The organism is Tianxiuia mixotrophica (assembly GCF_050596425.1).
GTDB lineage: Bacteria > Bacillota > Clostridia > Peptostreptococcales > Acidaminobacteraceae.
The window spans coordinates 3,257,673-3,269,410 of record NZ_CP192292.1 but is presented as its reverse complement, the minus strand read 5'-3'; the positions used below and the strand labels follow the sequence as shown (position 1 = coordinate 3,269,410).

General features: G+C 40.7%; 12 protein-coding genes. 9 read left to right on the top strand and 3 right to left on the bottom strand.

Going from position 1 to position 11,738, the window contains the following annotated elements:
- Positions 1–81 precede the first annotated feature (81 nt).
- The 9 genes from ACQ4KW_RS14315 (at position 82) to ACQ4KW_RS14275 (ending at position 9,897) form a co-directional block, all read left to right on the top strand.
- Entirely contained in the window at positions 82–774 is a 693-nt protein-coding gene (locus tag ACQ4KW_RS14315; protein ID WP_430883166.1) for a Crp/Fnr family transcriptional regulator, read from the top strand.
- 202 nt (positions 775–976) lie between these two features.
- On the top strand, positions 977–1,672 hold the full coding sequence (locus ACQ4KW_RS14310) for a DUF969 domain-containing protein (protein WP_430883165.1): 696 nt from the start codon (positions 977–979) through the stop codon (positions 1,670–1,672).
- The gene (locus ACQ4KW_RS14305; protein ID WP_430883164.1) at positions 1,673–2,590 is read left to right on the top strand and encodes a DUF979 domain-containing protein; all 918 of its coding nucleotides are present in this window, start codon (positions 1,673–1,675) and stop codon (positions 2,588–2,590) included.
- 32 nt (positions 2,591–2,622) lie between these two features.
- Complete coding sequence (gene pcp / locus ACQ4KW_RS14300; RefSeq protein WP_430883163.1) at positions 2,623–3,264, top strand: pyroglutamyl-peptidase I; 642 nt, start codon at positions 2,623–2,625, stop codon at positions 3,262–3,264.
- Between the two features lie 283 nt (positions 3,265–3,547).
- Positions 3,548–4,453, top strand: a complete 906-nt coding sequence (locus ACQ4KW_RS14295; RefSeq protein WP_430883162.1) for a hypothetical protein — start codon at positions 3,548–3,550, stop codon at positions 4,451–4,453.
- Positions 4,454–4,466: 13 nt separating this feature from the next.
- Positions 4,467–6,488 carry a sigma-54 interaction domain-containing protein gene (locus ACQ4KW_RS14290; protein WP_430883161.1) on the top strand — a complete coding sequence of 674 codons (2,022 nt, stop codon included), beginning with the start codon at positions 4,467–4,469 and terminating at the stop codon, positions 6,486–6,488.
- A gap of 226 nt (positions 6,489–6,714) precedes the next feature.
- Positions 6,715–7,350, top strand: coding sequence for an aspartate/glutamate racemase family protein (locus ACQ4KW_RS14285; protein WP_430883160.1), 636 nt, complete (start codon positions 6,715–6,717; stop codon positions 7,348–7,350).
- 196 nt (positions 7,351–7,546) lie between these two features.
- Entirely contained in the window at positions 7,547–8,860 is a 1,314-nt protein-coding gene (locus ACQ4KW_RS14280; RefSeq protein WP_430883159.1) for a hypothetical protein, read from the top strand.
- 185 nt (positions 8,861–9,045) lie between these two features.
- Complete coding sequence (locus tag ACQ4KW_RS14275) at positions 9,046–9,897, top strand: GNAT family N-acetyltransferase (protein WP_430883158.1); 852 nt, start codon at positions 9,046–9,048, stop codon at positions 9,895–9,897.
- Positions 9,898–10,035: 138 nt separating this feature from the next.
- Here ACQ4KW_RS14275 and ACQ4KW_RS14270 read toward each other — a convergent pair whose 3' ends face one another.
- The 3 genes from ACQ4KW_RS14270 to ACQ4KW_RS14260 are packed head-to-tail and all read right to left on the bottom strand — an operon-like array spanning position 10,036 to position 11,579.
- On the bottom strand, positions 10,036–10,593 hold the full coding sequence (locus ACQ4KW_RS14270) for a YeeE/YedE thiosulfate transporter family protein (RefSeq protein WP_430883157.1): 558 nt from the start codon (positions 10,591–10,593) through the stop codon (positions 10,036–10,038).
- A gap of 41 nt (positions 10,594–10,634) precedes the next feature.
- On the bottom strand, positions 10,635–10,862 hold the full coding sequence (locus ACQ4KW_RS14265; protein WP_430883156.1) for a sulfurtransferase TusA family protein: 228 nt from the start codon (positions 10,860–10,862) through the stop codon (positions 10,635–10,637).
- Positions 10,863–10,880: 18 nt separating this feature from the next.
- Positions 10,881–11,579: a YeeE/YedE thiosulfate transporter family protein gene (locus ACQ4KW_RS14260; RefSeq protein WP_430883155.1), complete on the bottom strand. Its 699-nt coding sequence runs from the start codon at positions 11,577–11,579 to the stop codon at positions 10,881–10,883.
- Positions 11,580–11,738 lie beyond the last annotated feature (159 nt).

Genomic DNA, 11,738 nt, shown 5'->3' with positions numbered 1-11,738 from the left:
ATTAATATTTATTGCCTGTGTTTGACACAAGACTATAGCTGGTCTAGTGTCTGATACAAATAGAATCAGGGAGGGATTCTTATGTATGATATGCTCTTTAACGAGAGACTTCAGAAGGACATGCTAAAATTCTTTTCTGATGAGTTGTCAAAACTCGGAACAATCAGAGAAATTAAGAAGAATGAAATTATTGATCCTGAAACGGCAGACCAAGTTTATATTGTCTTGTCAGGCTCCTTTAAACAAGCCCTCTATAGCGCTGAAGGAGATGAAATAACATTTTTTCGACTAAGATGTGGAACGGTTTTCGGGGAGATGGATTATTTTGACGGTATGAGAACCTGTGTTATTACAAAGGCTGTAGAAAATTCAACAGTCTCGGTTTTATGCAGGCAAGTGCTTGAAGCCGAACTCATGAAGAATCCGTCAATATACAGGCATTTTATGCATAGTGTGATTCGAAAATATCGGATTGTTATGCTTGAACTTGCAGATGTTAAGTTTAACGATTCCCTGGGAAAACTAGCACATACAATTATTAGACTGGCTTATGTTACCAAGCACCATTCTCAAGATGACACAAACATTCAAAAAGTTCATATTGCGATAACACATGATGAACTAGCCAGCCGTACAGCATCAAATCGAAGCACAATAACAAACGGTCTAAAAACTTTTAAGAATAAGGGTCTTATAGCAATTAAGGATCGACAAATCATAATTTTAGACCTTGATGGCTTAAAAAGCTATGTTACGCATTACTGGGATGAATAGGCAAGTTTCATTTATTATAAGCACAAATCTATCAAGCACCTAAGTTTGTATACAGACTTAGGTGCTATTTTAATTCATAGGATGTTTTACTTTTATGAGTTCACATGTGTTCCAGACAACAGACTTGTTCTCCATTTCCCCTTAATATAATTTCAAGAGGCGCTTATTAGGCAAGCTTCAAATTAAAATAAGGGGGAGAAAAATGTTAAAACTCATTGGTGTACTTATTATTATTATTGGATTCATTAGGAAATATGACACAATTGCTGTGGTGCTTGTTGCTGGAATAGTAACAGGTCTTGTAGGAGGTCTTGGGTTTGTAGAGATTCTTGGGATTATTGGCAGTTCTTTTATTAAGACGAGGTATATGTCAATATTTCTTTTGACCCTGCCGGTTATAGGTATTTTAGAAAGATATGGACTAAGGGAAAGAGCGGCCTATCTTATTAGTCGAATGAAAACAGCCACAGCTGGGAAAGTTATGTCAGTGTATACACTGATTCGTCTATTTGCTGCGGCCTTGTCACTAAGGCTTGGTGGACATGTTCAGTTTATCAGACCCCTTGTCAATCCTATGGCATACGGGGCAACACATAATAAATATGGTCGTGTAGGCAAGCAAGAAGAAGAGCTTATTAAAGGCTATTCAGCAGCGGCTGAAAACTATGGTAATTTCTTTGGTCAAAATGTGTTCATTGCCTCTGGTGGCGTCCTTCTGGTTGTTGGAACACTTGAGGAACTTGGAATCAATGTGACCCCCCTTGAAGTTTCTAAGGCGGCCATCCCCATTGCTGTGATAGCAGGACTGATGGCTCTTATCCAAAACTGGATTGTGGACAAAAGAATTGAATCGTCCCTTGCACAATCCAGTAAAGATTATGATCGAGAGGTGATATAGATGAAAAATACATTGCTAGAACTAATATATATCATTGCAGGTCTTATTGCGGTAATGACAGCGGTTTATGCCTTTAAAGACGACAAACATCCATCGCCAAAGGGCACAGCTCTGTTTTGGGGATTGCTGGGCTTTGTGTTTATTCTGGGAAAGTACATACCAGCCCCTCTTGTCGGAGCCATATTGCTTTTCATGGGCTGTATCACAGCCATGAAAAAAGTTTCATTCGGTTCTCAGGAAAACGCACCTGAAATTGAGCGTGTTGAATCTGCGAAAAAGCTGGGAAATATTTTATTTTTGCCAGCTCTGACAATAGGCGTTGTTGCCTTTTTCTTTGGTCAGTACATAAAGTCTTTGGGGGGACTTGTAGGTTTGGGAGCTGGTGCGGTTTTAGCAACCTTATTTGCCTTGACTGTGACAAAATCCAAGCCATCGAATGTGGGCTATGACGGCAGTCGACTTCTCCAGCAAATTGGTTCGGCCAGCATTTTGCCACAGCTTCTAGCAGCGCTTGGTTCTCTTTTTGCTGCGGCTGGCGTGGGCGAGGTTATCTCCGGTGGAATTGGCAGTATCATATCAGAAGGCAATATTCTTGCAGCCGTTGTGGCTTACTGCCTGGGTATGGCAGTTTTTACAATGATAATGGGCAATGCTTTTGCGGCCTTTGCAGTGATCACAGCGGGCATTGGCATGCCGCTTGTTATGTCGCAGGGGGCTAATCCTGCTGTGGCTGGAATACTTGCTTTAACAGCGGGCTATTGTGGTACACTTATGACACCAATGGCAGCCAACTTTAATATTGTACCGGCAGCTGTTCTGGAAACGGAGAACAAATACAGGGTGATCTTATCCCAGTTGCCATTTGCCCTAGCACTTTGGTTTGTACACGTTGCACTCATGTACACTCTTGCATTTTAAAGTCACATCATTCCAATAAATAGGAGGACATAATGAAATTACTGATTACGGGTTTTGACCCTTTTGGTGGAGAAAGCGTTAATCCAGCATTTGAAGCCATTAAAGCATTACCGGACGTCGTGAATAACTGGCAGGTTATCAAGCAGGAAATTCCCACGGTTTTTGACAAGTCACTTGAAGTACTGGCCGAGTCTATTGAGACCCATAATCCAGACGTGATTATATGTGTTGGTCAAGCGGGAGGACGTTTTGGACTGTCTCTTGAAAAGGTCGGCATTAACCTAAATGAGGCAAGGATTCCTGACAACGAAGGCAATCAGCCCCTTGGTACACCTGTTTATGCGGATGGTGAAACCGCATATTTTTCTAGCCTGCCTTTAAAAGGAATGTTGAAAACCCTGCATGAAAAAAATATACCAGCAGAAATTTCTTATACTGCAGGGACATATGTGTGCAACCATGTCCTATACGGACTAATGCATATGATAAAAAATGTTTTTCCAGAGAAAAAGGGTGGATTTATACATGTTCCCTTTCTCCCGCAACAGGTCATTAATAAAAAAAATGTGCCGTGCATGTCACTGGAGATGATTACAGCTGGTCTAGAAACTTGCATTGAGGCATGTAGCAGATTCGATGCTGATATTCAGTACCCTACAGGAAACACGCATTAGGCGGGGCATATGATGGGGCAAATACTTGACCTTTATGAATATAATATTCAGGCGCCCTGAAATCGTGATGATGAAAGAATCCTCATTAGAAAAGATGGGTCTATCTATATAGGATAAAAACATGTGTGAGCTGGCTCGAAATATGAGCCAGCTTTTAATTTGTAAAAATAATTAGCAGGTAAAGTGGGTTTTGTCAGAAAATTTGTAACACTTTTGAAGGAAGGTGGCCTATAAACATCGAATTAAGTACAAGTCGGATTTAGGTATTGGAAAGGACGTGTTTATGACGCGGTCATATCATTCATTTTTACATAAAATTCTTGAGTACTATGGTCAAGAGGAATATGATAAAGCACTTAAGTATTTAAATGACCATAGGGATGAAGTCAATGGTATAGATTCTCAAATAGATAATTTTGCATTTTGTATTGCTGCTTTAAAAGGTGATGAAGAACTGGCAATGGATATTTTTGAAAAAGCCATTCGAGAAAAAGGCTTTTGGTATAAGACAAGTCAACTGGTGGACGATCCAGACCTAGACCTTCTAAAGAACAGCATGAAGTTTAAAGGTCTCGTTGAAATGAATAGACGGCGGGAGCATGAATCCCTTGGTCTTGGACAAGCAGTCTTGCATGTTCGAGAGGGCCATCATGAGGAGGGCTACATTATACTTCATGGAAATCATGAAAATGCAAGGGTTACAAAAGGGGCATGGCCAGAAGAAGCTGTTGATGGCGCCCTGACTGTTTTTTTCCAGTCAGGTCAACCCGATTTCCATGACGCTTACCACTGGAAGGATAGAGACAAGGCCATTGAAGACACCATGGATCTTCTAGAAGAGGTGATGGAAGCTTATAGCGATGTAAAGGCCTGGACACTGGTAGGCTTTTCTATGAGCGCAACTGTGGTTGTTGATGTTGTAACGAGGAGAAATATTCGACCTGACCACCTCATTCTTTTTGGGCCATGGTTGCCATATATAAAAGATGAAAAAGAGGATCTTTCAGTCTTAAACCAGTTGAAGAAAATTTCCATTCTGGTTGGAGATGAGGATGAGACCTGTATGAAGGAAGCACAAAGGCTGGTTAAGTATCTGGCGGATTTCGGCATGCAGGCAAACTTTATCACTATGGAAAGTACAGGACATGGGTATCCAGAAAATTTAAAGTCCTATTTAGAAAAGCTATAAGAGGGGTCAAGCCATGAAAAAACTTTACGTATTAAGTCATGGTCGACAGACCGCACAAAACATATCAAGGGATATGCAAGCCCTATTTGGAGAGTATATTCAAGTCAAGCCCATCTGTGTTGAAGATGGGCTTTTTGACATAGATTTTTCAAAGGCCCTGGTCTTAGACACGGGCAAGTGGATGGAAGATGTGGATGTGTCGTCTATGATTCCACCCAATACAAGATGTATACGTGCCAGACGGGTTGTGGATTTTAAGCGCCTGTATGAACTTATGGATTTGCCAGAGAACACAGATGTGCTTCTTGTCAACGACCATCAAAAGACAACGGACATAGCCATTAAACAGTTGGTGGGACTTGGGTTGAACCAAGTGAATTTTTACCCCTATTATCCGGGCGTAAAAACATATAGAAAGCTTTCAGTGGCCATAACGCCAGGCGAAGCCCATTTGGTGCCAGACTGTGTGAAAAAAACTATTGATATTGGCACAAGGCAAATAGATTTGACCACAATTGTTGAAGTGGCATCAGCCCTGGATATACTTGATGAAGTGGCGCCGACTCTATCATCGACCTATGTGAGGGATATGTTCTCCCTTGTAAAAAAATATTCTCAGGCGGCAAAAGACGCTTCTGAAATGAAGGATAGTTTTCAAGTTTTGGCTGACCACTCAAGCTCAGGTATTTTGTATATTGATGACAAGAACAGTATCGTTCTCATGAACAAGGCCTTTTACAGAATGTCAGGCAAACTGGTAGAGGAGATTATAGGTCAACCCCTTCGGAAAGTCATTCCTCAAATGGATAAGGTCTTGGAAGCCCCTTCCCAAAAACATCTAATTGATGTGTTTGGGAAACCCTGCATTATTTACACAAAAGAAGTTCAACTTGATACAAATCAAACGGGCATGATTATTAACATTGAAGATGCTGATGCCATTCAAAAAATGGAGCATGAACTGAGAAGAAAGAATAGGCAAAACATTCACACAGCCAAATATAGATTTAGGGATATACATACCCAGTCTGACAATATGATGAAGGTTTTAAAATTGGCAAAGGGTATATCAAAAAGTGATGCGACGGTCTTGATACAGGGGGAAAGTGGTACGGGCAAGGAACTCTTGGCCCAAGCCATTCACATGGCATCCAGCCGTAAAGGTGCCCCTTTTGTCCCTGTCAATTTTGCGGCACTTCCTGAGAGCCTGATTGAGTCTGAATTGTTTGGATATGAAGAAGGTTCATTTACTGGGGCAAAAAAAGGTGGACGACCTGGATTGTTTGAAACAGCCCATGGTGGAACTCTTTTTCTCGATGAAATAGGCGATGCCCCCATAAGTTTTCAAACGCGCTTGCTTCGAGTCATACAAGAGAGACAAGTGCGTCGGGTGGGGGGGCGTACACAAATCCCTATAGATGTACGTATTGTAGCAGCAACCAATCAGGATTTAAAAAAACTGGTATCTGCGGGAAAATTCCGCGAAGACCTATATTATAGAATTTGTGTTCTGCCCCTTGAGGTGCCGTCACTCAAGGAAAGAAGGGACGACATTCGCCACCTCTTAAAAATGCATATGGAAATGATCCAAATGAAAAAAGTGGATTTATCAAAATATTTAAAACCTAATACATTAACGTATTTAGACAATTACAAGTGGCCTGGAAACATTCGTCAACTTGCCAATCTAGCAGAGTATTTAAGCCATGTGGTTGAGTCTGGTGCCCCGCTTGAAATAGAGGATCTTCCACTGATTGTAAGAGAGGAGCATGTGCAAGGTGAAAGAGAACTTATTCAATCTCTTCTGAGTGAATCCGAGAAATGGGTCATTAAAACCATTGCACAAAGAGGTCCTATAGGTCGTCGTGGTCTCTATGCGTTTGCAAAAGAAAACAGATTCCCATTAACCGAAGCCAACTTGAGAGGTTTGCTCCTTGATTTGGAAGAGAAGGGGCTGATTGATGTAAGAAAAGGGAGAACTGGGAGTCAACTAACAGAACGGGGGCAAGCTCTTGTCGAGTACTTGCATGGTTGAGTCGTGTTCTAATTCGCGGCAAAAAGCCCCAAGGATTAAAGGAAGTTTTAATGGGTTTTAAACAGGTTACTAATTAACCCTTTTATGCAGGTGATGGAACCTCGAATGGGCTGTTTGTGGCATTTTAAATTGGCATGTAAATTGCGCCTACTTATTTATGTGACTTGTAAATCGACAATTTTACAAGCACCTGATTTATAGAAAATAAATGAGGAGGCATTATATTATGAAACTTGGCATATTAGGAGGTATGGGCCCCCTGGCAACCGCAGATTTTTTCAAGAAAGTGATTCTTATGACGAATGCCAGTACGGACCAAGACCATATAAGAATTTTAATGGATGATAATCCACAAATACCGGATCGGTCGGCATATATACTGGGAAAGGGCAAAGATCCAACAAGGGAAATGATCCGTTCTGCCATACGACTAGAATATATGGGGGCTGACTTTATAGCCATGCCATGCAATACAGCGCATAAATTTATTAGTCAAATACAGGCTTTTCTGAATATCCCTATTCTCAATATGATCGAACTGACCGCTGATTATCTTAAACAACACCATGGCAAACAGAGAAAAGCCCTTCTTTTAGCCACGGAAGGCACCTATACAGCGGGACTTTATAACTTTGCCCTAAACGCCCGCGGCATAGAGCTGATAACGCCTAGCCAAGAGGGAAAGGACGCATTGATGCAGTGGATTTATGAGGTGAAAAAAAGCGGAGAAGTTCCTCAAAAAGAAGTTTTCTCTCATTTTATTGACAAGGAAACCGGGGGGGGAAAACATACCTATTATACTGGGGTGTACGGAACTGCCTCTTATCATAGAGGGCCTAAAAATGCCAGAAACTTATATTGATACGACCACCGTTCTTGCAAAGGCATGTGTTGTCTATGCAAAGAAAAAGAAGGGGAAGACGTCCCAAGAGGGCAACATCGCCTGATTTTGCTATTTCTCCTGAAAAAGGGGTAACAATATAAAGACATAACTATTAAACGATTTGAGACATCTAAGGGGAAGGTGTCTCTTTTGTTTGAATTTTGGGGGGCTTTGAATGGCCAAAGAAGAAAGGGTGGGTATTATGCGTCGAAAAATAAGCAGAATTATGGTGGTCTTACTTATTGCAATTATGGCACTCGGTGGCGGGTCTATGACATTTGGATTTTCGCCAGGATTTGAAACAGGCGGCATCAATGAATGGATAAAGGTCACTGCCCCTTCTAGTCCTTTTGACTTGTCAACTTACGGTGACCAGTGGCAGTCTAATTTTGATTTCTCTTATGCCCCTTATATGAAAATTTATAAATTCAATGTTGAAAAGGGACAAGACTATACCTTGTATATGAAAATGCCTCTAGGGCAAGGGTATATGAATATCAATGCCACAGGGATTTCTCCTTCTGCAGATGATTATAATTATGTAAATGACACCATTAATGGGTTTGTTATGTACTTTCAACAGCCTTGGGCACCGCGTGAAAGCAATATTGATGTTTTCAGAAAAAACTTTAAAATAGCATCCAATAGCGCTTCAACGGATCTTTATATCATATGTAGTTTTGAGAACCCCAACAAAAGTTTTGAATTCATGCTAAAAACACCTAAAGACAGTGATGATGATTTGAATAATTCAACACAAAACCCATACGTTCCTGATAGAAATGGCTACACATGGGGTGGTGTGCTTGAAGTGCCTGTGTATTTATATGAAGCAGATGTCACAAGTACACAAGCGACTTCAGGTGAAGATACTCAAGACCATGCTGATAGTGCCATGGACACTTCTATGGACACTTCTATGGATACAGCCATGGACAACGCCCAAATAACAGATGGCAAAGACAGTTCGATTTTAACAATGGGACAGACTTACATGTTTACAACATCCCTAGATATGGATACCATAAATATGAAAGATGCTTATATAGACGATTACGCCACAGCCTACCAGTTATACGAGTATCAAGTAGAGCCGGGCAAGGCCTATACCTTTGATTTTATGTATAAATCATTTAATAAAGTCAATGCCTTTCTCATAGGTGAGAACCCAATGAATAAGACACTGGAGCTACAAAATGAGTGGGGCAGCAATACGGTTATGGCTGCTTTTCAAAGTCAGCCATTTTCAAGTTTGGGCTATGATGAGTGGTATGCTTCAAGAACACAGTTTAAAACATCTTCCACAAGTACAGGCACCACACTCTACATCCTAATCAGGGGGGACTATGCTGGAGAGGACTATGAATTCAAACTTACAGAAGGTTATTTAAGTCAGGAAGAAGACACCTTTAATCCTTATGCGGATTCCTTAAATGGATATAAATGGGTAACTCAGTGGAAGACACCTTTAAAACTTTGGAATCAGTAGGTTCAAGTCGGAATTGGTTTTATCATTGACTAAAGAAAGGCTAAGTAGGCATCATGAAACAATTGGTGCCTGCTTTTCATTGTGTAGAGCGGGCGTGATGACTTAATATGACCATTAATGAGGCAGATAGACCAAAAGTTTTTTGTGGTGTAGTTTGTATTTTAATCGAAATGGGGGAGCAAGAATTGATAAACTATAAACTTTGTAGTGAAGTGAGTGATGATCAGATTTTCCAAGCTTTTGACGGAGGCTTCTCAGACTATATGGTCAACATCACTATGGAGAAGGACCAAATGCTAGAGCATTTCTTCGGTCCAGAAGGCAATGACAAGGAGCTCTCATATATAGCTCTTGATGGAAACAAGGGCATTGGCCTGATACTTGGTGGCATAAGACTTATGAATGGTGTTAAAACCATGCGTTGCGGGACTATGTGCATTCATCCAGAACATAGGGGCATGGGCATAGCAGGGAGGCTTATGGACCTACACAAGAAAATGGGTCAGGCTTGTGGTTGTAAGCAAATGTTTCTTGAAGTGATTGTAGGCAATGATAGGGCAATCGCCTTATATAAAAAAATTGGCTATGAAAAAATCTATGATTTGACCTACTACAACATACAAAAAGATGCTCTTACAAAAATGAGCATCCTTCCCATTCGAGAAGACTATAAGGTAAAGCGGGCAGGCTATTATGATGTGCTATCCTACAGAAAAAACCTTTTTGACTTGCACCTGCCTTGGCAATCGGACATTGAATACTTTAAAACTTTAGAGGCCCAGTATTATGAGGCTTATGATGGCGAAAGCATTGTGGGCGCTTGTGCAATTTATAAAGGCCATGTTTTCTTTCTCCATGTTCAGCCTGACTACAGGGGATTAGGCATTGGAATGGCCCTTTTGGCTGAAGCCATTAAAAATGATGGTTTTGAAAGTGTACGTATGACATTAACCAATAATGCGATTATGCAGAGCTTTTGCAAACATATGGGAATGGAGAAAAATAAGTTGTCACAGTATGAAATGTTTTTAACCTGATCAATTTAACCTGCATAAGGTTTACAGCTTCATAGTGAATATGATGGAAACAGAACCCCCGAATGGATTGGACTGATCTAAATTTATTTTAAGTCAGGCAAGTCATTTTGGGGTTTTATATTTGAGTGGTCATCCTATTTACATAAAGTATTTTACCAGGAGCTTGCTGCCAACGATGGCACCGCCAAACATCCCGATGGCAAATACCCATCCTGAAAGGGAAAGAGAAGAAATGCCACCGTATAGGGCACCAATATTACAGCCAAATGCTATGCGAGCGCCATAGCCCATCAATAGGCCACCAAGCGCTGCGGTGACAACTTGTTTTTTTGACCGTATTTTTTTGATTCTAAACTGGGATGCCATAAGTGTTGCAAGTAAGGCACCGACAATAACACCGAGGTTACGCATCGAACCTGGATGATTTAATAACCCAGACTCAAAAGTTGTTTTGGCATCTGTGCTTGAAAAGTAATACCAAGAATCAACTTGTCCGCCGAAAGCTTCATAGATCCAGGCGCCCCAATTTGTTAAAACGCCTGTCACGCCCCATGGTTCTCCTGTTACTGCCAGTGTGATGATTTGAAAAACAGATAATAAAACGGCCCCTACCACATAGGTATAAGGACTATGAAACCACTGCTTATAAAATTCGTTGTCCCTGATCTTATCAAAAAAAGCCTTTGCTATTTTCAAAATTGCACCTCCGATACAGAGATTTTACTTTGTAAGTGAGTTTATTTCATTTTTGTAATTGTAATTTCCCATTCACCGTCACTGACTTCGTCAGTTTCTACCTTGTGACCATTTGTCAGTGCCCAGTCAGGAATGTTTATCATGGCACAGCTATGGTCAATTTGAACGATTAGGACGTCCCCAATTTCCATCTCTTTAAGCGTATTTTGAGTTCTAACAAGAGGGACGGGACAAATTTCACTAAAACATTCTAGTATAATTTCATTCATATTAAAAACCTCTTTTTATTAACATTGGGATCTTTTTTGTTCGTATTTCACGGCTGCAATATAGAGAAGGCCTATAATCGTCAGCTGAATGACAAGGGCCCCAAACCATCCAAATAGGTCAGGCATGAAGATTGCCTTGCTGCGTGCAATAAAATTGTCATTCCAAAACTCAAAGTCATGAGCGCCCCATAGAGAACCAATAATAAAGAAAACAAGGGCAATCATATTCATAACGAAGCCTTCGCCAACGCGCATAAGTGTGCCAGAGGCACAACCACCAGCAATAACCATACCTATTCCAAACATGAAAGCTCCAGCTAAGGTTGCAAAACTAATGGGTACAACATAGCTCATACCTGGAATGGGAAGTCCCTGGGTAAAATATCCATATTTGATAGCTGTAAAACCTAGGGTTGTAAGTGCCAGTGCTATAAGAACTGCACGGGTTAGACCCGTTCCACCTGTCAAATAGGGATCTCGCATGGACGCTGTAAAGCAGAACCTGGATCTCTGGAGAATGAATCCAAAGGCTATACCTGTCATCCAGAAAAATCCGAACATGGCTGACTGGCTAGATAAGGCTATGCCAATGCCGATTAAACATAAGGCCACTAGAAGCCCAATTGGAATTTGATTTTTTTTAGGTTTTCTTTTTGTACGTGTTGTAGGACCTTTTGACTGGTATCGTTCACTGGGTGTTTTTGTCGATTCGGACATGATCATCACCTCATAGAGATTCTATTTAAGAACACTTTTTATCTTGATACACATTTAACAAAATTATAAGTCCATTCTATCATCAATTTGGAAAAGGAGGTACATTAGTAATTGTGAAGCAATATCACAAAAACTTATCGCCACTATAAGCATTTTTTA

What these genes read in the sequence shown, in the direction of transcription:
- ACQ4KW_RS14285 (WP_430883160.1), top strand. Translation starts at nt 6,715, where the DNA reads ATGAAACTTGGCATATTAGGAGGTATGGGCCCCCTGGCAACCGCAGAT.
- ACQ4KW_RS14310 (WP_430883165.1), top strand. Translation starts at nt 977, where the DNA reads ATGTTAAAACTCATTGGTGTACTTATTATTATTATTGGATTCATTAGG.
- ACQ4KW_RS14295 (WP_430883162.1), top strand. Translation starts at nt 3,548, where the DNA reads ATGACGCGGTCATATCATTCATTTTTACATAAAATTCTTGAGTACTAT.
- ACQ4KW_RS14260 (WP_430883155.1), bottom strand. Translation starts at nt 11,579, where the DNA reads ATGTCCGAATCGACAAAAACACCCAGTGAACGATACCAGTCAAAAGGT.
- ACQ4KW_RS14305 (WP_430883164.1), top strand. Translation starts at nt 1,673, where the DNA reads ATGAAAAATACATTGCTAGAACTAATATATATCATTGCAGGTCTTATT.
- ACQ4KW_RS14290 (WP_430883161.1), top strand. Translation starts at nt 4,467, where the DNA reads ATGAAAAAACTTTACGTATTAAGTCATGGTCGACAGACCGCACAAAAC.
- ACQ4KW_RS14280 (WP_430883159.1), top strand. Translation starts at nt 7,547, where the DNA reads ATGGCCAAAGAAGAAAGGGTGGGTATTATGCGTCGAAAAATAAGCAGA.
- pcp (WP_430883163.1), top strand. Translation starts at nt 2,623, where the DNA reads ATGAAATTACTGATTACGGGTTTTGACCCTTTTGGTGGAGAAAGCGTT.
- ACQ4KW_RS14315 (WP_430883166.1), top strand. Translation starts at nt 82, where the DNA reads ATGTATGATATGCTCTTTAACGAGAGACTTCAGAAGGACATGCTAAAA.
- ACQ4KW_RS14265 (WP_430883156.1), bottom strand. Translation starts at nt 10,862, where the DNA reads ATGAATGAAATTATACTAGAATGTTTTAGTGAAATTTGTCCCGTCCCT.